The following is a 21,614-nucleotide window of genomic DNA, read 5'->3' on the forward strand; positions in this document are numbered from 1 at the left end:
CTTCGGGCGGATCGTCGAGCAGAGAGAGCGCACGACCTCACGTGGAGGCGCATGACGCCATCCCCCCCGCAGCCCCCGCAGCCCGAACCCGGGGCGGCGCGCGAGCCGCGCGGGCAACATGTTAGTGCAACATACACACAACGCGGCCCCGAAGGCGCCGCGCGCTCGCGCACGGGAAGCGTCCGAGGTCACGCGGCTACGCCTCCAGGGTGTCCCTCGCCAGCCACGCGAGGGCGGCGGCGAGGCGCGCCGATCCGACGCCTACTTGACGAGGCGATCGACCAACGCGACGTACGCCGTCATGGCGCTGTCCTTCGAGGTGCCCTTCTTGGCCGCCCATGCGTCGAACTTCGCGCGCCCCTTGAAGTCCATCATGCCGGGGCGCGAGCCCGTCACGTCGCCCGCCGAGGCCTGCTTGTAGAGCGCATAGAGCTCAAGCAGTTGGTCGTTCGAGGGGGCCTGAGTGAGGGTCTTCACGCGGGCCTGGGCGTCTTGGAAGGAGGCAGCGAGATCCATTGCGCGGGAGCCTATCAGGATCCCGCGCGGCGCGGTGGGAGCGGTGCCCGGCGCCTAAATAGGTCGCCTTTCCGACGCTGGGCCTACTCGCTCGGCGGCTGGATGCTGCGGTAGATGCGCTCGTAGCTCGCGACGCGTTCGGCCCACCCGAAGCGGAGCCGCATGCCGTTCTGTTGGAGCCTCCGCCAGCGCGCGCGGTCCTCACCGCGGCCGGTGCCCCAGGTGCGGAGCGCCTGGTCGACGCCGTACGCGAAGCCGGGCTCATCGAAGTGATCGAACACGAAGCCGTTGCCCTCGCCGCTGCGTCGGTCGAAGGCCGTGACCGTGTCGGCGAGGCCGCCCGTGCGATGCACGACGGGCGGGGTGCCGTAGCGCAGGCTGTACATCTGGTTCAGACCGCAGGGCTCGTAGCGCGAGGGCATGAGGAAGCAGTCGGAGCCGGCCTCCACTTTGTGCGCGATAGGCTCGCTGAACGCCGCGCGATAGGCCACCTGGTTCGGGAACCGGCGGGAGAGACCGCGAAAAAACTCCTCGTATTTCGGCTCACCGGTGCCGAGCACCACGAGCTGCACGGGGCGACGCGCCAGCACGCGAGGCAGCACGCCGAAGCAGAGGTCGAAGCCCTTCTGCCAGGCGAGGCGCGACACGATGCCGAACACGAGGACGTGCGCGTGGTACCTGAGCCCCGCGGAGCGCACGAGGTCGCGCTTGCACACCTCCTTGCCCTCGAGCGAGTCGATCGCGTAGCGCTGGGCGAGGTGCGGATCGGTCTCGGGGCTCCAGTCGTTCTCGTCGACGCCGTTCAGGATGCCGAACAGCACGTTTTCGCGCTCACGCAGGAAGGCGTCGAGCCCGGCGCCGTGCTCCGGTCGCTGGATCTCCTTCGCGTACGTGGGGCTCACCGTGGTGAGCGCGTTCGCGTAGAGAATGCCCGTGAGCAGGAAGTTGATGCGCCCCTCGCGGAGCTGGTCTTGGTGGAAGTGGTGGGCGGCCGCGCCGAGGCCCGTCTCCCCCAAGATGCGCGCGTCGAAGGAGCCCTGGTGGCCGATGTTGTGAATCGTGAGCACGCAGCGGGTGCGCTCGAAGAGGCGATCCCACGCGAACGCGGTCTTCAGGAGCAACGGCAAGAGGGCCGTCTGCCAGTCGTTCGCGTGGACGATGTCGGGCGCGAACCCGAGGCGCTGGCAGAGCAGCAGCGACGCCCACGACAAGACGATGAAGCGAAGGTGCTCGTCGGCGTCTTGGGTGTAGATCGAGGGGCGGTCGTAGAGCCCCGGACAACGCACGAAGTAGACGGGCGCGCGGGTCCCCGGGAACACGCCCTCGAGGATCGACACGATCACCCGCGTGCCGCCGAGCTCGATCGAGAGCTCGCTCACGGCGGTCGTGAGGTCGGGCGCGTGCGCGTGCACTCGCGGGTAAAGCGGCATCACGACGCGTACGTCGTGACCACGCTCCGCGAGCCGCTGCGGCAGCGCGCCGGCCACGTCGCCGAGGCCCCCGGTCTTCGCGAAGGGGGCGACCTCCGAGGCGACGAAGAGCACCCTCACGAGCGAGGGTCCCAGGTGGGAGCGGGGGCGCCGCGCGAGGCGGCGGGACGCGGTACGGGAGACGAAGGCGAGACGGAGTGGGCACACGCGCGCGGGGCGCGGGCGAGAGAGGAGGCGTCGCTCATGGGCGGCCGGAGCATCGCACAGAGTCGCGCCCCCTCTCACCGAAACCCGCAGTAAGCGCGCCGATCAGGGCTTCCTTTTCGGCGCGGCGGCCTTCTTCTTCGGCGCGGCCTTCTTCGGCGCGGCGGCCTTCTTCGGCGCGGCGGCCTTCTTCGGCGCGGCGGCCTTCTTCGGCGCGGCCGCCGGCGCGGCTTGCTCCCATATGCCGAGCGCCGCGCCCGAGGGATCGAGGAAGACGCCGAGCGCCCCCATGTTGGGGATGGGCTGGTACTCGACCAGGATCGTGGCGCCGCGCTTCTTCGCCTTCGCGATGGTCTTCTTCACGCTGTCGACCTGCACGTATGGCAACCACTGCTTCGGCGCGCCGGGCGTCGGGTTCGGGCCCATACCGCCCCCAGCCCCGGGGCCGTTGCCGACGCCGAGCATGGTGTAGCCCGGCATAGGCGACGTGAACTCCCACGCGAAGAGGCCCTTGTAGAACTTCTTCGAGGCTGCGAGGTCGGAGGTGTTGAGCTCGATGTGAACGAATGCATTCGGCATGGTGTCTCCCCTTCCAAAAATGGACCCCGAAACGTACGCAAGACCCGACCGGCCGTCCATGGTGGCCTCGCGCGGCGCGGCGCGGGAGCGCCCGGCGTGCGATGGCGGCCACCGTTCATGGACGACACCTCGCCTTGGGCTCGGGGCGTGTCTCCACGGTCTCCACGAGGTCACCGCGCGAACGCCGATCGCCGAGCTCAGCAATCACGAGCACCTTCGTGAATGACTAGCGCTACTGCGAGACTTCGCACGAAGCGCGCCAAGTCGATCCACGCGCCGATCACGCTTGGCTTACGAGGGAGAACCATTCGAGTGTTCGAAGTCCGTACACGGGATGTTCGGAAGCGGTACGTACGCGCGCTCTCCGTTCAGGGGTGTGGCGTGGAAAGACCAGCTCGTCATGCAGCGGAGCTCGCCCCTCCGGCTTGCGAGCGCGAGTCGCGCCGGATCGCTCTTGCTCGCACGGCGCCGATGTCTGGGGTCCCCGAGCGACGAGGGGGCGGACGGAACGCGGCCATCGAGCGCGGCGCGGGAGCGCCCGGCGTGCGATGGCGGCCACCGGGCGTGTCTCCAGGAGGTCACCGCGCGCGCGAACCCCGGGCCCCAAGACTCGACAATACCCTGTCACATCAAACACTTGCGGAGCCTCACGCGCGCGCCGTTCGCCTGGCACTCGCCGTGCTCATGGAGGCGCATGCACAAACACGCCGCCCTCGCCCTCGTGCTCGTCTCCACCTTCGCGTGCTCGCTCGCGTCGCTGCCGGAAGGCGGGCCGTCCGTCGAGCCCGAGGCGACCGCGACCGAAGCGCGCGGAGAGGCCGAGGCCGACGCGGCGGCTCCAGACGTCGCGCCCGCGCCAGCGGCTGAGCTCACCGGAGCCGAGCCCGCGACGCTCCCGGTCGTGCACGCGGGCAAGCGCGCCTTCGTGGTGCTGAAGGCGAGTGGCGCGCGCGACGACGCCGGCGGGGCGCTCGCCGAGGGCCCGCCTCGGCTCGTCGAGACCGACACCGAGGGTGCGTTCGCGGCCCAGCGCGCGGTAGCGGTGGGGAGGCTCGCCCCCGCGTCGCGAGGGCTGGTCGGCCGGCGGGTGCGCCTCGTCGGTGAAGGCGGCGCCGTGTGCGAGGCTGTGCTCGGGGAGATCTCGCTGCTCGAGCGGGTCTACCCCGACGGCGAAGACTACGCGCGGTGGTCGGGCACGGCGCTGGACGACCGCGGTCGAGCGCGCCCTCGCCTCGCCTCGGAGACGATCGCCCTCGAGCTCTGGCGCAGCACGGACGCCGATCCGTCGGCCGAGCACCCGCTCGTGGCCGCGGTGCGGGCCGTGTCGGGCGACTGCGACGGCGCGGTCGCCGCCCGCGTCGACGATGCCGCCGCGCTCTCGGCGACGGAGCGCGCGAGCGACGCGCTCGAGTCCCGCGCGCTGCGCGCCTTCCGCGCGCTGCCCGAGCACACGCGCGTGGGCGTCGACTACGAGACGCGGTGGCTCGACGAGGTGCGCGCGCTCGAAGGGGCGACGGCGCGGCCTGGCGAGCTCGCGCTCGGTGGAGAGCGCGCCGACGCCCCCACGCGGAGCGCCACCTGGGACACCCACGCCGAGGCGAGCCCGTCGGTGCGCACGATCGTGGTCGGCGGCGAGACCCTGGTGTGGGTCTCCGCGAGCGTAGGCGAGGGGTGCGGGGACTTCTCCGCGCAGCTCTCCGCGCTGTTCCGGCGCTCCGAAGACGGGGAGCTCACGGTCGTGCGGGTGTTCGACGGCTTCGCCGCCGAGCTCGGCGCGGTCGGCGCGCGCGCGGCGGGCTCGCGAAGCGCGCGCGGCTACTCGCTGTACTTCCCCGAAGCGACCGCGGAGACCGTCGACGGCGAGGTGACCTCGCTCGCGCCCCGAACGTTCGGCTGCGGCTGCTGAGCGCGACAGACAAAAAAAAGAAGAGCCCGCGATCGCTCGCGGGCTCAACCTGCCGTACGGCGCAGCGGCTCAGTTGCCGTTGACGACCGTGCAGCCCTGCTGCCAGATGCCGAGGATGTTGGTGCCGTGGAACTCCACCGAGTGGACGTCCGTGACGCCAGCGGCCTTCTTGGCGGCGCCGAGCGAGCCGTCGCCCCAGGACGCGATCCCGAGGACGCCCGACACGCAGGCCTCGCCGTTCTTCGCGCCGGTCTTGGCCGCGCCCGCGGTCTCGTTGCGGGCCATGCCGTGCGGGATGGTGGAGCCGTTGTACGCGGAGCCGTTGGGGTAGCCGGCGCCACAGCCAACGACGACCGCGAGAATGCTGCCACACGCGAAAAGTCCGAGCTTGTTCATTCGATATCTCCCTAGGTTCTTCTTCACGAAAACTTGCCTGGCGTTTTAAGGACTCTCCGACCGCCCCGAGGTGTCTGCCGGTTTCGGCAGGGCCGGGACCAGGTCGAATCGAAATGAGATCGTCAGGCCCTGAGCGGTGTACCCCATCCCGAAGAGTCTCCACAAGTACTCGGTGTGCGCGCCCACAGCCAAACGAAATCTACCCGTGTGCACCGCGACAGCGAGCCCCGCGCGGGGTGCGAAAATGTCGACGCTCCATTCGCCACGCGCCGCGCTAACCCCGAGCAATCCCAGGCCTATTTGGGCCTCCATTTCCAGGGGGCCGGCCTTGATCCCGCTGGCGTATCCCAGCTGGACGAGCGTCCAAAGGTATGTCTTGGAGTCGAAGGCGCGAAATACGGTACGCAGCGAGCCGGCCAGGTAGAGGTGCTCTGTCGCGGCGGTGGTGGTCTGCCCCGCCCCGAGCTCGACCGTGCCTAGGCGCAGCGGCTCGCCGCGCGCGCGGTACCACACGGGGCCGCCGTCAGCCTCGAGCCCCACGGTCGTGTTGGAAGCGTCGAAGAGCCCCGCGCGCTTCGTGGTGCTCTTCTTCGGCAACGCGCGAGGATCTTCCTCCGCGGGCGGCACGCCGGGCACGCGCGTCCAGTCGACGCCCTGCGCGCGGGCGGGCCGCGGCGCGAGGCCGAGCGCCAGAAGGCACAGCCCCGCCAGCGCTCGCTTCACGGGCGGCCCGCGCCGCGGTCGAGGGCGTCGGGGAAGGGACCAAAGCGCTGGTCGGCGAGCGCGCGGACGGCCCGCGCGATGCGCGGATCGCCGGGCTGGGGCGGCGCCGGATCGCGGTCGAAGAGGCGCGTGGCTTCGGACGCGAACGCGAGGATCTCGGGCCGAACGCTGAGCTCGCCGTTGCCGCTGACGGCGAGGACCGCGCCGATGCGCTGGTCGGCGGTGAAGCGACGGTACACCTCGCGCTTGGCCTCGAAATACGCCCACGCCGCGCCGCGGTTCGGCAGCGGTCCGAGCGCCGCGACGTAGCGCGACGGCTCGGCGAAGAGCCCCACCGGGTAGGCCTCGCCGCGCGGCACGCCGAGGTAGGTCATGATGGTGCTGATCGAGGGCAGGTTGCTCGCGGGCCCCACGGGCGGCGGCTTGCCCCCGCCCGCCTCGACGGAGAGCGCCACGAGCTCGGAGCAATAGAGCGCCGAGTGGTCGTGCGTGTCGAAGTGCGTGTCGAACTTCACATCGCCGCGCGCGTAGAGAGAGCGCGCGTACGCCGCCATTTTCTCGCCGTCGGTGCCGGGTGGCGGATCGTAGATCTCGGTGTGGATGTTCGGGCTCGCGTACTCGAAGAGCGGCCGGCGGTACATCTTGCCCGAGATGTTGTCGAGCATGCGCGAGTGGAGCGGCACCGACGCCACCTCGCCGGTCACGTCGTACACGTACGGCTCGTCGTCCTCGATCGAGAGCACGGCCGCGTGCGTGAACGGGTAGAACTTGTCGGGCAGCATGAGGAACGCGTAGCTGGTCGCGTCCGGCGACTCGGTGAGCACGATCTGCCCCGAGCGGAGCGGCATCCCGAGGTAGTTGTTCTTGGGCGGCTTCACCCCCGCGGGCACGCCCCGGTCGATGATGTTCACACGACCCACCGGGCGCGCCATCGCGCAGCCGCTCGCGAGCGCGAGGACCGCTACGCCCAGCACCAGGGCCCCAAGACCTGGCCGACGGCTCATCGCCCCCCCCCGTCGGCGGGCTGGGAGACGGGCGCCGCGACGGACCCGACCGGCGCGACGGATGCAGCGGGCGGCGCAGAAGCCTCCGGGGCTGCGCTGTCGGGGCTGCCCTCTCCGGCGTCGCGAGTGAGCGACGGCATCGGCCCCACGAGATCGCGCCCCTTCGCCGTGCCGTGCGCCCCGGCTCGGAAGTTCGAGCGCTCGCCCGGCCCTACCTCGCGGAAGTCGGCCCGCAGCGAGTCAGGAATGTGAACGCACGCGAGCGCCCCACACGACACCACCCCTGCCAACGCCAGCCCTCGCACACCCATGCGCGCCACATACTCCAAAACCCCACCCGACGTCATGCGCCGCGCGCGCCGCGGCGACCGCTCGGGCACGGATCTGACCGCGGCGGTTTGCTGTACGCTTCTGCCACGTGACGCGAGCCTGCGCCTTCCCCGTGGCGGTCCTCGCCGCCGCCCTCGCGTGCGCCACTGTCGGCGCGGAGAAGCGGGCGTTCGCCGACGAGCCGAAGCCCCGTTCCACCGTCCTGCAGCGCGCCCGCGCGAGCTCAGACCTGCTCGACACGGCGCCCACCATCGCGGCGGTCGAGGGCACATGGTCGATCATGCTCCAGGCCGGCACCCTCATGAGCACGCGGGCGTGGCTCGGCCCGTACCCGCGCGGGCTCGCAGCCCACGTCGCCACGCGCGCCCTCTACGGCACCACGTGGTCGGTGATGCTCGCCTCGGAGACCCTCCTCGCCCTCACCGTCTCGGGCGGCAGCTTCGCGTGGCTCGGCGAGGCCCACTACCGGGCCGATCAGCTCTTCGGCGTCGGCGTGCCCGCGGGGTGCGGCTCGTTCGGCGCGAACGGCGGCTGCGGGGTGGGGCTGGGCGGCTTCGCGGGGCTCCACGCGCGCCTCTCGGGCTCGCCGGTTTGGGTCGAGGTGTCGGGCGGCTGGATCCAGCAGCGCGTGGGCACCGACGCCCAGCGCACGCTCGGCGAGTCGACCTGGGTGATGACCCCGATCGGGATCACCGCCGAGGGCGTGGTGAACCGGGGCGGCGCGGTCGAGCTCCGCGCGACCGGCGGACCCCACCTCCAGTTCGGCATGCACAACGGGCACGTGCACCCCACGGCGCTCGGCGACGAGACCCTCTCGGTCCCCTGGACCGAGCTCTTCCCCATGCACATGGGCCTCGGGCCGGGCGCGCGCGCCGAGGTGCGGCTCGTGCTTGGCCAGCGGGTCTCCCTCGACCTCGAGGGCGTCTTCACGCCGCTGCTGCTCTCCAGCACCGAGGAGCACCCGCGGGCCGTCCTCGCGCCGCTCGGCCCCACGGCCGGCCAGGGATTGCCCACGTGGCGCCGCCTCGCGATAGGTGCAAGCTACATCGATCGCGCCGTCCGCGTGGGCCTCTCGTTCTTCGGCGCGGAGCTGTCGGGGCGCCCGGTGACCACGCTCGGACACCAGGCGATCGCCCTGCGGCTCGACTTCCCGCTCGGGCTCGACTCCCGCGAATCCAGGCGCTAGCGCTCCGCGGCCACTGGCGCGAGCCTCGGGCAAGCCTCGCTCCGACGAGGCCGCCGAGCCTCTGGCTCGTCGAGCAACTCGGGTAGCTGCCGAGGAGGAGCGTCGAAGCGCGGCGACGCAAATCGGCGGAAAGCCGACCGAATCAAGCGGTTCGGTGCTCTAGGCAGCCAGGGGTGGGCTGGTGTAACCTCGGCCCGGCCACTCGGCCCTCCGAGCCACGCCCACGCCACCCAGAAAGAGCTCTGTGATCTCCTCGAAACTCCCCCGCACCAAAGAAGACCGCGCGATCTTCTTCGACGAAAAGGCCTGGCTGAACCGCTGGGACCGGCTGACCGAGGAGGGGAAGAAGCTCAAGCGCTGCAAGCGCTGCCTGTACGGCGAGGATCTCCCGTCCATTAAGTTCGACGAGCTCGGCGTCTGCAACTACTGCGCGATGCACGACAAGCTCGAGGCCGAGTACCAGACCGGCTCCGAGGCGGCTTCGCGCCGGTTCTCGGAGATCGTGCAGAGCATCAAGGACGAGGGCCGGGGAAAACCCTACGATCTGGTGGTCGGGGTGAGCGGCGGCGCCGATTCGTCGTACCTCATCCACCTCGCGAAGGAGCGCGGCCTCCGCCCGCTCGCTGTTCACTACGACAACACGTGGAACTCCACCATCGCGGTGGAGAACATCCATAGCGTGCTGAAGAAGCACGACGTGGAGCTCAACACCTACGTGGTCGACAACGAGGAGTACGACGAGATTTACCGCGCGTTCCTGCGCTCTGGCACGATCGACCTCGACTGCCCGACCGATCTCGCCCTCGCGACCGTGCTCAATCGCGTCGCTGAAGAGGTGGGGACGCGCTTCATCTTCGAGGGCCACTCCTTCCAGAGCGAGGGCCTGTTCCCCATCGGCTGGCTCTACATGGACGCTCGCTACGTCCAGAGCGTCGTCACGCGCCATGGAAACGTGAAGCTCGACACGTATCCGAGCCTCTGGTTGAAAGACCAACTCCGCTGGATGCTCGCGCGGCGAATCAGGAAGGTACGACCGCTCTGGTATCTCCGGTACGACAAGCCGGCCGTCAAGGAGATGCTCATCCGAGACTACGGCTGGAAGTGGTACGGCGGTCACCACCTCGAGAACCGGATCACCTCTTTCTGGCACACCTACTTCGCCCCCCGCAGGTGGAGCATCGACGCCCGCATCGTCGGGCACTCCGCGCACGTTCGCTCGGGCCTCCTGGGCCGCGACGAGGCGGCGGCCGATATCGAGGGACCTCCGCCTTGCTCCATGGACCAAGTGTTCATGATCATGAAGCGCTGGGGGTTCGACCAGGCCCAATTCGAAGACTTGATGACGCTTCCGTTCCACGGGTATCGTGAATACGACACGTACAAGACCGTCTTCGAGAGGGGGCGCCCGTTCTTCTACATGCTCGCCAAGCTCGAGCTCATTCCGATGAGCTTCTACGTAAAGTACACGTCGAAGGACAACATCTGAGGAACGAGATCTCGTGAAGTTGGGTTGGTCCTATTCCCACATGGAGTCGACGCAGATCGCCTGCGTCGAGCAGCTCGCGTCCACGGGGACCGTGCGCGACGGCGCTGCGCAGCGCGATTCGAGAGGTAGCAAGTGAGCGACGCAGGTCTTTCTGAACACTGGAGCGCGGACCGCCTCAAGCTTCCGTCGCAAATCGCCCCCGACGACTACGTGAAGGCCCTCCTCGCGTCCGTGCCCGAGGAACGATACGACCACTATCGGCTCTACCCTGCGACGGACAAGAAGGGCTGGCAGGAGTTCCGGCGAGAGCGCCTGAGAGACGCGCTCGCCGACGAGGAGACCGTCTTCTTCGGCGACATCGTAGATGGCTTGGCGCTGGCCGTTGGCTGCAAGCTGCCCAGCTGGGACCTGAACCACTTCGGCTTCCCCATCGCGAAGATCACCTGGATGGTCTCGTACAACTTGGCGGGCGCCTCGCGAGTCATGGCGCGCCTCATGGACGAGTGCATGGCGTTCCTCGCGAGCCGCGGCGTCAAGCTCATCGTCACGAGGGTGGACGGGGACGATCTCGCGAACCTCCACCTGCTCGAAGATCAGGGGTATCGGTACTACGAGAACTCGCTCTGGTCCGTCATGGACTACTCGAAGATGCCGGCGTCGTTCGAGCGTCCCAACGTTCGCTTCATCGAAGACGCGGACATCGAGCGGGTGCTCGATCTCGCGGGGCGCTACCAGTACTCGCGCAGCCACTACTACTGCGACGAGCGCATGGATCGCGCCCGGATCGACGACATGTACCGGGAGTGGTTCAAGACCAGCCTTCGGCGCAAAGAGCCCGTCATGGTCGTCCTCGACGAGGGCGAGGTCATCGGGGGCATCGTCTACCGGTTCCAGCCTTCGCTCTCGAAGCATCTGGGCCACAACTACGGCCAGCCCCACCTCATGATGATCGAGCCCCGCTCGCGCGGGAAGGGGCTCGGCATGGCGATGTTCCAGGGGAGCATGTACCTCATGTCGACCCTCGGCTCCACGTGGCTCGACACGGGCCTCGCGAGCAGGAATCACCCCTCCGCGCGCACCACGATCACCTCGGGCTTCCGCCCCGTCTACGAGGAGATCACCTTCCACCGTTGGCTCTGAGCGGCGGCAGCTCGCGAGGTGGCGCGGCTCCGCGCGGGCGTGGCGGCATCGGCCCGTGTATCAACGGGCTTAGCAGCCCGCGCCGGGCTCGTCAGCCCACCTGCCCCGCGCACTCGACGCGAAAATCCCCCGAGCCGTCGAACCACACGTCGAAGATGGGGAGGCCATTTCCAAGGACGAACAATGTACGTGCAAGTTGCACGGACGCGAGCTGACTGATCTCTTCGGTGAGCGCCGCCGCTAGCTTCGCCTCCACGAGGCCCAGGCGTATCAACAGCTTCACGGTGAAGCCGCGCGTCGCGACGGCGACCTCGGGGTGGGCCACGAACATCTGCGTCCCGTAGGCGAGGGGTGAGATCAGCGGCACTTGCGAGAAGGGTCCGAGCGCGTCGTCGAGCCTCACGCGAAGCACGGCCCCCTCCACGTGCCCCCCCGGGAGCGCCGCGTAGAGGGCCTCCGTCGACCCGCTCCAGCGTGCGCTGAAGAACGTCCGCAGGAAGGCGCGCACGAGATCTCGCCGGGTGCCGTAGTCGTCCGCGTGGAGCATCGACAACTTGAGATGGCCACAGCCAAGGAGCTCGGGGGTCGACAGCATGTCGAGCAGATGCGGCACCGCCTCGGGAGGGGGGGCCGTGAAGAACCTCCGCCACTCCCAGGTCTCGGAGATGCCCTCGACGTGCCGCGCGAGGTCTGGGTGGGCGCGTGCCGCCGCGATGGTCCTATTCCCTGCGGTCGTGTCCGTGTGCAGGCCACACGCCCCGAAGTCGTCGAGGCGTGCCTCCAGCACGGCGCCCACCTCGGCCTCGGTCATCGCGCGCTTGCGGAGGCTCTCGAGCGCCGAGAGCGCGAGGAGGATCTCGCCGCCGTCGCCGCCGGGCGTGCCCCAGAGGGCCCCGTGGTCACGCCCGTCGACACACGAGAGGTGCCCGCCCATGAGCAGGGCGCCGAGCTTCTGCCGGTGGATCGCCCGCGGATCGCCGAGGTGTTCGCGAATGTCTTCCAGGGAGAGCCGTCGACGCTCGGCCTCGAAGTGGGGAGCGATGCGGGCGATCTTGCCGAGGCGGAGGGGGAGCGCGCGGGTCGTCGCGTAGCCCCGAGAGCGCCACTCCGAGATGCCGCCCCACATGTAGGCGACGAAGCGCATTCCGCGCCCCTCGAGGGCCTTCGCGAGCGCGGGGGCGCGCTCGTTGGCGCGGTCGACCAGGAGCACCGGGTCGTCGCGATCGAGCGCCTCGACGACCTGTCCGAGGTCCTCGGGGCACACCGAGAAAGAGCCAGGGACCCGGCCCATCGGCCCCGAGAGCTCGGCCGCGTCGCGCACGTCGACGAAGTGAAGGAGGCGGGCGTGCTTCGCGGCGAACGCGGCCGTCAGCGCCGGCTCCTGGCTCGCGCTGCGCACGATGGACTCCGCCCAGGTGAGGCGGAAGCTCCGGAGAGACGGCGGGACCGAGCCTATCTCTGGCACGAGGGACGTATCCATCCGCAAAGAGTACGCCGCCCCGCGCGGGCCCCCGCGAGAATTGCGGGCTTCGCAGCCCGATCGCCGGGGCGCCGGGGCGCCGCCGCGGACACGACCGCCGGGGACCTGGGCACGTGCCCACCGTCCGCGCACGCCTGCCACCGGGGCCGCCTCGCGCGGGCGTTCCTCCTCACGCTCGGCCGGATTGTGGCCTATAGAGACGGCTCGATGGGTCTCTCGCCTGCCCTCCCGGGTTCGTCACGGTCACGCGCGGCGCGTCCGGCTACGCCGCGCGCGAGCGCCCACCTGCTCCTCGGCGCCATCGCGCCCATGCTGCTCACGGGCTGCATTCGCGGCTTCACGCGCGCGGAGACCGGCGCCGCGTACAACCTCGCCGCGCGCGACGGCCACTCGGGGCAGGTGTTCTCGGTCGACACCGCGATCGGGGTGGACGCCAAGACCGTCAAGTGGATCGACGGGGGGCCGCTGCCGTTCGCGGTGCACACGTCAGGCACGGCGATCCTCGCGCCGGATCGCAAGGTGTTCGGCTGGGGCACGGGGCTCGCGTACTACGGCTCGCCGCGGCCAATCTCCGGCTACCTGCTCGGCGGCACGTCGCTCCACTTCGACGAGATCAATGGCAAGTTCAGCTTCGGCAACGTGAGCCCGTACGGCGAGGTCGGTATCCTCACGTCGGTCCCGGCGCGCCACCGGCCCGAGGGCAACGGGCTCATCTTGAGCTTAGGCCTCCAGGGCGCGACGTACTTCAACTATCTCGTCAAGGGCAACGAGGTCGACGGCTTCCTCCTCGTGAAGCTGGGAGTCGGCTGGGAAGTGAACTGAGCGCGCGCCCGCGGTCGAGACCTTTCGCGTCTTCGCGTGAGGCGAGCGACCGCGACCCGGTCCGGGTAGCGCTCTAGCTAGCTAAGCTAGTCGCTGCGCTTTCGGCTCCGGGACCGCTTGCTCCGGGTCCGGCACCTCAGGCTTGGGGCCGGTCACTTTTTTCCCTTTCTCGGCCGCCTCTCGCTCCCGCTCCGCGCGCTTTGCGATGGCCTCCGCGGGCGGGCCTCACTTCCAGGTTCGCCATCGCCCGTGGTGAAGCGGTTGAAGCGGTCGCCGCGGTGGAGATCGCCGCCCACGCGGGGGACGCCACCCAAGAAGCGGCCGACCGATGCGTCGTCCTCGGGGATCGGTTGGTGGCGCTCCTCACGGGCCTCATCCGCCGCTGAGGGTTCGCGCTCGCCGCCCGCGGCTTCGGGTCGCGGTCGCGGTCGGGGGTCGGGGTCGCGGTCGGGGGTCGCGGGTCGGGGTCGCGGTCGGGTGGCGTTGGTCTTTTCCCGACACACTCCTAGCTAGAGCGACGTGTTCATCACCGCGCGCGTGACGGTGTCGGCCACGAGGGGGTACTTGTTCGCGCTCAAGGGCACCGGGAACGCCACCCCGGTGAGCTTGCAGCCGGCCTTCGCGCCGGCGAACTCTACCAGCCCGGTGCCGGGCGTGACATTGGAGATGAACACGTTGGCGCCGCGATCGCCGGCGCTGGCGGTGAGCGCGAGGTTCGGGTTGAAGGAGCCCGAGTCGGCGTACTGAACCACGGCCTCCGGGTGGCCCGGGATCGTCACGACGAAGCCGCTCGCGTCGCAGGTGGGCTCGGCCCTGTTGATCACCAGGTAGAAATGGGCCTTCGCGGCGTTGTAGGTGGCGTCGAAGGACCCCATGGTCGTCTTCGCGAACACGGAGACGTCGGTGTCGGTCCGCACGCCGGGGGGGAAGTTGTAGACGACGCTCGCGCTCTTGTAGAAATCCGCGGGGTTCGTGGACGTCACGAGCAGGTAGTGGTTCACGCCAGTGGTCGGAGTGAAGCGCACGCGCGAGCCGGCGTAGGGGAGGGGCGCGCTCGTCCCCTGGCACGCGTCCACGAGCTGGATCGAGGTCTTGCCGCTGGGGTCGGTCCCGCTGTTCGCGGGGTTGAGCTTCACATCGGTCGCGCCCTTGTCGGTGCACGCGCCGGCCTCCGTAGGAGCGTCGGGCGAGGCGTCGACTGGCGGGGGTGCATCGGGCGTGGCAGCGTCCGTCGCCGTCGCTGACGCGTCGGGGGTCGGCGTGGTGGTCGTCGTCGTCGCCGTCGTCGTGGTCGTCGTGGTCGGCGCGGGGCCCGCGTCGGTCGCGGCCGGATCGCTGCTGCAGGCGCCGAGGGGCGCGAGGGGCGCGATCGCGCCGACGGCGAGGAGGGCGAGCAGCGGACGCTTCAGGGTGAAGTTGTGCATGAGGCCTAGCTAGGGGGGGGCGAGTGAAGGTGGGTACAAGCATACGCGGCCGAGGCGGAGAGGCAACCGAACATCGAGCGCCCGCGAGGAGCGGCGAACGCAGCGATGCGAGGCGGGCCGGGCGCGGCGAGCTTGGAGATTGCGCCACGCCTCGCGCGGCGCTACGAGGTCCGGGGTTGCCCACGGCCATCGACATACGCGGGGTGCACCGGCGCTTCGTGACGGGCGGGGGCACTCTCGCCACGCGCGCGACGGTCACCGCTCTCGACGGCGTCGACCTCGCCATCGAGGAGGGCAGCTTCGTGGCGCTCATCGGCCCCTCCGGCTGCGGCAAGTCGACCTTGCTCCGCATCATCGCCGGGCTCGACGCGCCCGACGAAGGGACCGTACGGCTCGACCCGGACCACGCGCGCGCCATCGCCTACGTGTTCCAGGACGCGCACCTCATGCCGTGGCGCACGGTGGCCGAGAACGTGGGGCTGCCGCTCGAGCTGCGCGGTGTGCCGCGCTCCGAGCGCGAGGCGGCGGTGGCAGCCGCGCTGGAGCAGGTGGAGCTCGCGGACGCGGCGACGCGCTACCCGGCCGCGCTCTCGGGCGGCATGCGCATGCGCGCGTCGATCGCGCGGGCGCTCGTCACGCGGCCTCGCCTGTTGCTCATGGACGAGCCGTTCGCGGCGCTCGATGAGCTCACCCGCCAGCGCCTCGACGAGCGCCTCCTCGCGCTCTGGCGCGAGCACCGCTTCACGGCCCTGTTCGTGACGCACGCGATCTTCGAGGCGACGTTCCTCGCGGAGCGCGCCGTCGTGCTCTCCGGTCGACCCGCGCGGGTGCTCCACGACGCCGCGATCGACCTACCGCCAGAGCGTACGGCCGCCCTCCGCGGCGAGCCCGCCTTCGCGCGCGAGGCCGCGAGGCTCCTCGCCGCGCTCGACGAGGGCGCGTGACGCGAGCGACGCGCGTCGTGCTCCCACCGCTCCTCGCCGCGGCGGTGGGCCTCGCGCTGTGGGAGGGCGCGGCGCGCGGGCTCGCGATCCCCGCGTACCTCCTCCCGCCGCCGAGCGCCGTGGCGCGCGCGCTGGTCAGCGAGGCCTCGGTGCTCGCGGCGGCGACGGCCACCACAGCGGCGGCCGCGCTGGCCGGCTTCGTCGCGAGCGCCGTGCTCGGCGTCGCGTTCGGCTTCCTCCTCGCCTCCTCGCGCACGATCGAGCGCGGCCTCTACCCCTACGCCGTGATCCTCCAGACCGTCCCGATCGTCGCGATCGCCCCGCTGCTCGTGCTCTGGTGCGGCGTGGGCTCGCGCGCCGTCGCGGCCTCGGCGTTCATCGTCTCGGTCTTCCCCGTGATCACGAGCTCGCTCGCAGGCGTACGAGCTGTGGACCCCTCGCTCCGCGCGCTGTTCGCGCTCTATCGGGCCTCTCGCTTTCAAGTGCTCGTGAAGCTCGAGCTGCCCGGGGCAGCCCCACAGATCGCCACGGGTCTCCGCGTCGCGTGCGGCCTCGCGGTGATCGGCGCGATCGTCGGCGAGTTCGTCGCCGGCTTCTCCGAGGGGAGCCCAGGGCTCGGCATCCTCGTCATGACCTCGTACCGACAGCTCCGCACCGACCTCCTGTTCGCGGCGGTGGGCTGCTCCTCGCTGCTCGGCATGGCGATGCTCGGGGCGGTCTCGCTGGTGTCGCATGGCCTCCTGCGTCGCTGGTGCGCGCCCGCGCGCTGAGCGCGCTGATCGGGTATGTAGGTGGGTATGCGCCGCCGCCTCGCCCTCGGGCTCCTCGCCGCCATGCCGCTCGTCCTGCTCGGCTGCAAGGGCGGCTCGAAGCCGGACCCTCAGGGACACGCCGCGGGCTCCGACGCCGCGCGGGTGACGAGGGTAAAGGTCCAGCTGAACTGGGTCCCCGAGCCCGAATTCGGTGGGCTCTACGCCGCGAGAGAGAGCGGCGCCTACGCGCGTGCCGGACTCGACGTCGACATCCTCGGCGGCGGGCCTGGCTCGCCGGTCGTGCAGCTCGTCGCGAGCGGCCAGGCCGACTTCGCGGTGGCGGGCGCCGACGACGTGGTCCTCGCGCGCTCGCGAGGCGCGGACCTCGTCGCCGTCTTCGGCACGTTCCAGACCTCGCCGCAGGGCATCATGGTGCACGCGGGCAAGTACCTCGCGTCGCTGGCCGACCTCAAGTCCGGCACCCTCGTGCTCGAGCCGGGCTCCCCTTCGGGATGTACCTGAAGAAGAAGTTCGGGTTCGCCGGAGCGAAGCTCGTGCCGTACGACGGGGGCATCGCCAAGTTCCTGGCTGATCCGACCTATGCGCAGCAGTGCTACGTGACCTCGGAGCCGCTCGCGGTGAAGAAGAAGGGCGAGACCCCGCAGGTGTTCCTCGGAGCCGACGCCGGCTTCAACCCGTACACGAACATCCTCGTCACGCGGGGCGCGATGCTGAAGGAGAAGCTGCCGCTCGTCCGGGCCTTCGTCGCCGCCTCCGCCGAGGGCTGGCGCGCCTACTTGAAGGACCCGGCCCCGGCGAACGCGGTGATGCAGCGCCTGAACACCGCGATGGACGCCGAGACGTTCGCCGCGGCCGCGGCCGCGCAGCGCCCGCTCATCGAGACCGCGGAGACCGCGAAGGCCGGCCTCGGCGTCATGACCGAGGCCCGCTGGGCCACGCTCGCGTCTCAGCTCGCCGACCTCGGCGTCGTCCCGAAGGCGCTCCCGGCCGCCGAATACTTCGCGATCGTCGCCGCGCCGTAGCAGCCCGTCGAGAGGCACGCCGCTGCGCGTCGTGCGACCGCGCTGAGCGCGCAAACGTGGCGCCGGCGCGCGCGACGAATGTGAGCGAACGGACCCCGTGGAGGGCCTGCGCGGCACAACAAAGCCTGGGCGGTGCCGGCTCGCGCGTGCCATCCTTCCCCCCGTCATGCTTGCCGCGCTTTCGAAGCTGTCGATCAGCGACTTCATCGAGCCGGGGTCGACGTTCGCCGATCGGTACATCGTGGAGCGCGAGCTGGGGCGCGGAGGCATGGGCGCGGTCATCCTCGTGAAGCACCCGCAGCTGGGGAAGCAGTTCGCGCTGAAGGTGATGTTGCCCGAGCTCGCGGAGGACGAGCGGCTCGTGGAGCGCTTCCTGCGCGAAGGCAGGGCGACCGCCCGCCTCACGAGCGAGCACGTGGCGAGGGTCTTCGACGCGGGCCGCCACCCCGCGGGCTTCCCGTTCCTCGTCATGGAGTACCTGCAGGGGAAGAGCCTGCACGAGGTCCTCCATCGCGGCACCTCGCTCGACATCCCGACGGCGGTCGACCTGCTGCTCCAGGCCTGCGAGGGTGTCGCCCACGCGCACGCCGCGGGCATCGTTCATCGCGACCTGAAGCCCGCGAACCTGTTCCTCACCACGAAGGCCGACGGCGCGCCCTGCCTCAAGGTCCTCGATTTCGGGATCGCCAAGGAGATCGGCGGCGCGAGCCCGATGACGGCGACGGCCGAGAGCTTCGGCTCACCCGAGTACATGTCGCCGGAGCAGGTGCGCGCGGCGAAGAACGTCGATCCCCGCTCCGACGTGTGGTCGCTCGGCGTCGTGTTCTTCGAGCTCCTGACACGCCGCGTGCCCTTCGAGAGCGCGTCGGTCTTCGAGGTCGCGTCGCTCATTCTCTCGGGCGCTCCCCACGACCTTCAGGCGCTCCGCCCCGACGCCCCGCGCGGCCTCGCCGACGTCGTCGCGCGCTGCTTCGAGAAGGAGCCCGGCCGTCGATGGCCTGACGTGAGCGCCCTCGCGGCTGCGCTCGCCCCTTACGGGCCCCCGGGCTCCGAAGCGCGCGCCGCGACCGTCGCGCAGATCCTCGGCACGACCGGGGGCGCGCTGTTCGCCCAAGTTTCCCTCGCGAAAGTGGACCCGCTCGGGGAAGCGGCGACCGAGCGCTCCGTGCCAGGACGCAGCACCGGGTTCTCCTCTCGGCGGACCTTGAGCCGGGTCGCGCTTGGCCTGCTGGTCGTCTCCTTTGGCGCGGCGGCGTTCTCGGCCTGGGCGTTTCATTCGTCGCGGCAGGCACCCGGCGGCGCAGGCCCCGATCCGCACGCCGCGGGGACAGGCGCGGCGACCGCGGCGGTGAGCCTCCCGTCCCCTCCACCCAGCTTGGCGCCCCTGACCGCCACGCCGCCACCGGCGACCGCGTCGGCGCCTGTGAGCGTCGCGACAACACCGGGGAGCGCGGGGCGCGCGCTCGTCCCCTCGCACGCAACGACCGCGAAGCCGGCCCCCTCGGCTTCGGCGCCGCCCCACGCGGCGTCTTCCGCTCCCGGCCCTACGGCGCCCGCCCCCTCGGCCTCCGCGCCGCGCGGGCCCGGGCTGTCGCGCCACGGCGAGTGAAGCTCACCGTCACGGCGCCGTTGCGCCCCGCCGAGCGAAGATCGGCGCGGCTCAGCGTCGGAGACGGTCGTGAAGACCTATCGCGCCCATCTATGAGACTGAATTAGTTAGAAGTGCTGGGTGATCCCGAACTGCGCGAACCAGGTCGCGATCGGGTGATGGATCCGTGCGACGTCGACGCGCAGCAGGGTGTCGACGAGCGCTGTCGGGAGGAGGCGCAGGCCGGCGCCGGTCGACCACGCCGTCATCGCCGGGGTGGAGGCTCCGCGCGCGTCCATCGGCTCGAACACCGCCGCGTCCGTAAACAGCACGCCTTGCACGTACCAGCGGCGCGCGATCTCGATGGCGTGTCGAACCTCCAGGTTGGCATACGCCTGCGACCGATTCCGGTAGAGCGAGTCGGGCAGACCTCGCACGCCCGCCTGGCTGCCGAGCAGGGCGCTGTGGTTCGGGTTCCCGCCGTTCACCGCGCTCGCGCTCGCATTGAGCATGAGAACGGTCTTGTTCCCCAGCGGCAGCCCCGCGATCGCCTTGGCCCTGAGCTCATGCCGAGGTTCGGCCGGTCCGACGAAGATGCCGGGCCGCAGCTCGAGCGCCGCGCGGAAGCCCCGGGGAGTGAGGTCGTTCCAGGTATACCGGTCATAGACAAGCTCGCTCGTCGTACCGAGGTAGGTGCCGTCGCGTGGCTGCGAGGGCCCGGACGCGCCGGTGAGGGTCTCTTGATAGGCGTTCAGCTGAAACTCGTATCGCCACTTCGTCGTGTAGAACGAGGGCGAGAGAAACTCCACCTCCGCGCCCAGGCGGTTTCGCTGCCACGTGTGTTGCGCGTCCGCACCCTCGAAACGGAAGCCGGAGCCTGCGTAGTAGATCTCCTGCTCGCGCGCCCAGCTGCGCGGGCGGTACGGGTGCTCGTGGAGCCAGAGGATGAAGTTGAGGCCTCGCTCACTGTAGCTCGCCTTTCCACCCAGGCGCGTCCCGTGGCCGTCCACGTCATGCTGAATCGCACCGAGCGTGAGCTTCGAGTCGGCCAGCGTCTTGCCCGTGGAGAGATCGAAGATCGGTGAGAGGGTGAACTTCCTGCGGACGCGGACGAGCAGCGTCGTGCCCGTGTGGTCGACCTCGACCTGGTCGAAGAGCGCGAGGTTCTTGATACGTCGCCGCAGCTCGACGAGCTCGGCGCCAGTGAACGACGAAGGCAGCGGCCTCGGCAGCAGCTCGCTGATCGTCTCTGGCTCGGTCTTCTCCAGACCTTCGCTCCGCAGGGTCTCGATCGCGTAGGTGGCGGACGGGTCGAGGTCAGCCCCCGCGGGGGTCGCGTACATCAGCGAGGCGAGTCCACACGCGAGGAGGAGTGGACGCTTCATGGGCTTCCCGCGAGGATCGCGACGTACGGCGCGGACGCGACGACCCCGAAGACGAACGCGGCGATCGCGAGGCTCACCGCGAAGGGCGCCAGGAACGAACGGCGCCCCTCGGGGTGCGGCGCCGGTGGGGAGAGCAACCGGCGGACACGGATCTCGAGGAGCGTCGCGTCGTCTGCCAGGGCCGCCCCCGCCCTGGTCCGCCCCTGGGCAAGGCTCGCCGCCTTGACGAGGGCGCTCGCGAGGTCGGCCGCGTCGACGTTCGGGTCCTGGACGGCCTCGTCATCGCGCGCGAGCTCGAGCGCCGCGAGCCAGGCGCGCTGTCGGAGTCGTGGGCGAGAGAAGGGCCATTGGAGATCCGTCAGGAGCTGCACGATCCAGATCCAGCGCGGATCGCAGTGACGGACGTGCGCCTCCTCGTGAGCCATCACGGCACGGAGCTCGCCGGGGCGCAGCATCGCGAGCAGCTCCGCGCTGAGCTTGACCGTGGGACGGAACAGACCGACGGTCAGCGCCGGCCCCTCGACCTCGGCGAACACCGCGAGGACGGCCCGCACGCCCGCGCGTAGCCATACGAGTCCAAAAGGCACCGCGGCGATGAGGCGCGTGACGTTCAATCCCTGCGGGCCCTCGGGATCGGCGACCGCAAAGCCGAGCAGGACGAACAACGGCAGCGACGCGGGCAGCGCTGGAAGCCAGAGACGGCGCCACGCGACTCGCTCCCCCGCATCCGGCGGAGTGGGCACGAGCGCCCCGAAGAGCCATATGAGCGCGCCGCTCAGGAGGACGATGAGCAGCTCCGCGACTTCGTCACGATCCACGACGACTCCTCCGGCGGGCGGCGATCTCCTCGGCGAGACGGTCGAGCAGGGCGGGATCGTACGTCTCGACCGCGTCGACGAGCCTGGCCACCGCGGGCTCGGGATCGCCTCCGAAGATGCGGCTCACCAGGTCGCGAACGCGTGAGCGCTCCACGGCGCGTTCCGGCCTCGCAGGTCGAAACACGAGCGCCCTGCCGTCCCGCTCGCGGGTCACGAACCCCTTCTTGTGGAGCCGATCGAGGACGGTCGAGATGGTCGTGTAGGCGAGCCCTCGTGGCACGCCGACTCGCTCGTGCACCTCGCGCACGGTGCACGTGCCAAGCTGCCAAACGGCGGAGAGGATCTCGTGCTCTTGCTCACCCAGCGTCGACGTCATGTTGGGTTCAGCGTCTACTACTACATCTGTAGAATGAGTCAACTACACGTGTAGAAGGTGGGCGCCATCCAGCGCGCAGGCC

At 70.4% G+C, this 21,614-nt stretch carries 19 protein-coding genes and 1 pseudogene; 9 read left to right on the plus strand and 11 right to left on the minus strand.

Annotation, left to right across the window (positions count from 1 at the left end; translation table 11 throughout):
- Positions 1-261: 261 nt before the first annotated feature.
- The 3 genes from IPQ09_08775 to IPQ09_08785 form a co-directional block, all read right to left on the minus strand.
- Positions 262-516, minus strand: coding sequence for an acyl-CoA-binding protein (locus IPQ09_08775; GenBank protein MBL0194296.1), 255 nt, complete (start codon positions 514-516; stop codon positions 262-264).
- An 83-nt stretch (positions 517-599) separates the two neighbouring features.
- Entirely contained in the window at positions 600-2,066 is a 1,467-nt protein-coding gene (locus IPQ09_08780) for a glycogen synthase (protein ID MBL0194297.1), read from the minus strand.
- A 189-nt stretch (positions 2,067-2,255) separates the two neighbouring features.
- Positions 2,256-2,729: a VOC family protein gene (locus tag IPQ09_08785; protein ID MBL0194298.1), complete on the minus strand. Its 474-nt coding sequence runs from the start codon at positions 2,727-2,729 to the stop codon at positions 2,256-2,258.
- A 694-nt stretch (positions 2,730-3,423) separates the two neighbouring features.
- Here IPQ09_08785 and IPQ09_08790 point away from each other — a divergent pair.
- Positions 3,424-4,635 (plus strand): hypothetical protein, encoded by a 1,212-nt coding sequence (locus IPQ09_08790; GenBank protein ID MBL0194299.1) that lies wholly within the window; start codon positions 3,424-3,426, stop codon positions 4,633-4,635.
- Positions 4,636-4,704: 69 nt separating this feature from the next.
- Here the strand turns inward: IPQ09_08790 and IPQ09_08795 are convergent, their stop codons facing one another.
- From IPQ09_08795 to IPQ09_08805, 3 genes are read right to left on the minus strand one after another with little or no spacing between them, the layout of a single operon-like run.
- Entirely contained in the window at positions 4,705-5,031 is a 327-nt protein-coding gene (locus IPQ09_08795; GenBank protein MBL0194300.1) for a hypothetical protein, read from the minus strand.
- 45 nt (positions 5,032-5,076) lie between these two features.
- Entirely contained in the window at positions 5,077-5,754 is a 678-nt protein-coding gene (locus IPQ09_08800) for a hypothetical protein (protein ID MBL0194301.1), read from the minus strand.
- The gene (locus IPQ09_08805) at positions 5,751-6,758 is read right to left on the minus strand and encodes a hypothetical protein (GenBank protein MBL0194302.1); all 1,008 of its coding nucleotides are present in this window, start codon (positions 6,756-6,758) and stop codon (positions 5,751-5,753) included. Before IPQ09_08805 ends, IPQ09_08800 begins: the two co-directional genes overlap by 4 nt.
- Positions 6,759-7,176: 418 nt before the next feature.
- Here IPQ09_08805 and IPQ09_08810 point away from each other — a divergent pair, with 418 nt between their 5' ends.
- The 3 genes from IPQ09_08810 (at position 7,177) to IPQ09_08820 (ending at position 10,900) form a co-directional block, all read left to right on the plus strand.
- Entirely contained in the window at positions 7,177-8,274 is a 1,098-nt protein-coding gene (locus tag IPQ09_08810) for a hypothetical protein (GenBank protein ID MBL0194303.1), read from the plus strand.
- 328 nt (positions 8,275-8,602) lie between these two features.
- Positions 8,603-9,760 carry an LPS biosynthesis protein gene (locus IPQ09_08815; protein ID MBL0194304.1) on the plus strand — a complete coding sequence of 386 codons (1,158 nt, stop codon included), beginning with the start codon at positions 8,603-8,605 and terminating at the stop codon, positions 9,758-9,760.
- A gap of 132 nt (positions 9,761-9,892) precedes the next feature.
- Positions 9,893-10,900 (plus strand): hypothetical protein, encoded by a 1,008-nt coding sequence (locus IPQ09_08820; protein ID MBL0194305.1) that lies wholly within the window; start codon positions 9,893-9,895, stop codon positions 10,898-10,900.
- A gap of 91 nt (positions 10,901-10,991) precedes the next feature.
- On the opposite strand, the gene IPQ09_08825 is transcribed toward IPQ09_08820, so the two are convergent.
- Positions 10,992-12,380: a rhodanese-like domain-containing protein gene (locus tag IPQ09_08825; protein ID MBL0194306.1), complete on the minus strand. Its 1,389-nt coding sequence runs from the start codon at positions 12,378-12,380 to the stop codon at positions 10,992-10,994.
- 207 nt (positions 12,381-12,587) lie between these two features.
- Between IPQ09_08825 and IPQ09_08830 the strand changes: the two genes are divergently transcribed.
- On the plus strand, positions 12,588-13,202 hold the full coding sequence (locus tag IPQ09_08830; protein MBL0194307.1) for a hypothetical protein: 615 nt from the start codon (positions 12,588-12,590) through the stop codon (positions 13,200-13,202).
- A 509-nt stretch (positions 13,203-13,711) separates the two neighbouring features.
- On the opposite strand, the gene IPQ09_08835 is transcribed toward IPQ09_08830, so the two are convergent.
- A complete protein-coding gene (locus tag IPQ09_08835) occupies positions 13,712-14,626 on the minus strand; it encodes a hypothetical protein (GenBank protein MBL0194308.1) in 915 nt (304 codons plus the stop codon).
- 218 nt (positions 14,627-14,844) lie between these two features.
- On the opposite strand from IPQ09_08835, the gene IPQ09_08840 reads away from it, so the two are divergent.
- From IPQ09_08840 to IPQ09_08855, 4 genes and pseudogenes are all read left to right on the plus strand, one after another.
- Positions 14,845-15,570: an ABC transporter ATP-binding protein gene (locus tag IPQ09_08840; GenBank protein MBL0194309.1), complete on the plus strand. Its 726-nt coding sequence runs from the start codon at positions 14,845-14,847 to the stop codon at positions 15,568-15,570.
- Entirely contained in the window at positions 15,567-16,340 is a 774-nt protein-coding gene (locus IPQ09_08845; protein MBL0194310.1) for an ABC transporter permease, read from the plus strand. The genes IPQ09_08840 and IPQ09_08845 overlap by 4 nt, the downstream gene beginning before the upstream one ends.
- 27 nt (positions 16,341-16,367) lie before the next feature.
- Positions 16,368-17,365: pseudogene (locus IPQ09_08850) on the plus strand (ABC transporter substrate-binding protein).
- Positions 17,366-17,531: 166 nt separating this feature from the next.
- Entirely contained in the window at positions 17,532-18,974 is a 1,443-nt protein-coding gene (locus IPQ09_08855; GenBank protein ID MBL0194311.1) for a protein kinase, read from the plus strand.
- A gap of 107 nt (positions 18,975-19,081) precedes the next feature.
- Here the strand turns inward: IPQ09_08855 and IPQ09_08860 are convergent, their stop codons facing one another.
- From IPQ09_08860 to IPQ09_08870, 3 genes are read right to left on the minus strand one after another with little or no spacing between them, the layout of a single operon-like run.
- Positions 19,082-20,338, minus strand: coding sequence for a hypothetical protein (locus IPQ09_08860; GenBank protein ID MBL0194312.1), 1,257 nt, complete (start codon positions 20,336-20,338; stop codon positions 19,082-19,084).
- Positions 20,335-21,156 carry a M56 family metallopeptidase gene (locus IPQ09_08865; protein MBL0194313.1) on the minus strand — a complete coding sequence of 274 codons (822 nt, stop codon included), beginning with the start codon at positions 21,154-21,156 and terminating at the stop codon, positions 20,335-20,337. Before IPQ09_08865 ends, IPQ09_08860 begins: the two co-directional genes overlap by 4 nt.
- Positions 21,146-21,532, minus strand: coding sequence for a BlaI/MecI/CopY family transcriptional regulator (locus IPQ09_08870; protein ID MBL0194314.1), 387 nt, complete (start codon positions 21,530-21,532; stop codon positions 21,146-21,148). Before IPQ09_08870 ends, IPQ09_08865 begins: the two co-directional genes overlap by 11 nt.
- Between the last annotated feature and the right edge of the window lie 82 nt (positions 21,533-21,614).

It is taken from the genome of Myxococcales bacterium (assembly GCA_016720545.1).
GTDB lineage: Bacteria > Myxococcota_A > Polyangia > Polyangiales > Polyangiaceae > JAAFHV01.

Coding starts and splice junctions, on each gene's coding strand:
- IPQ09_08830 (MBL0194307.1), top strand. CDS start 12,588: ATGGGTCTCTCGCCTGCCCTCCCGGGTTCGTCACGGTCACGCGCGGCG.
- IPQ09_08855 (MBL0194311.1), top strand. CDS start 17,532: ATGCTTGCCGCGCTTTCGAAGCTGTCGATCAGCGACTTCATCGAGCCG.
- IPQ09_08775 (MBL0194296.1), bottom strand. CDS start 516: ATGGATCTCGCTGCCTCCTTCCAAGACGCCCAGGCCCGCGTGAAGACC.
- IPQ09_08795 (MBL0194300.1), bottom strand. CDS start 5,031: ATGAACAAGCTCGGACTTTTCGCGTGTGGCAGCATTCTCGCGGTCGTC.
- IPQ09_08870 (MBL0194314.1), bottom strand. CDS start 21,532: ATGACGTCGACGCTGGGTGAGCAAGAGCACGAGATCCTCTCCGCCGTT.
- IPQ09_08790 (MBL0194299.1), top strand. CDS start 3,424: ATGCACAAACACGCCGCCCTCGCCCTCGTGCTCGTCTCCACCTTCGCG.
- IPQ09_08825 (MBL0194306.1), bottom strand. CDS start 12,380: ATGGATACGTCCCTCGTGCCAGAGATAGGCTCGGTCCCGCCGTCTCTC.
- IPQ09_08835 (MBL0194308.1), bottom strand. CDS start 14,626: ATGCACAACTTCACCCTGAAGCGTCCGCTGCTCGCCCTCCTCGCCGTC.
- IPQ09_08860 (MBL0194312.1), bottom strand. CDS start 20,338: ATGAAGCGTCCACTCCTCCTCGCGTGTGGACTCGCCTCGCTGATGTAC.
- IPQ09_08785 (MBL0194298.1), bottom strand. CDS start 2,729: ATGCCGAATGCATTCGTTCACATCGAGCTCAACACCTCCGACCTCGCA.
- IPQ09_08805 (MBL0194302.1), bottom strand. CDS start 6,758: ATGAGCCGTCGGCCAGGTCTTGGGGCCCTGGTGCTGGGCGTAGCGGTC.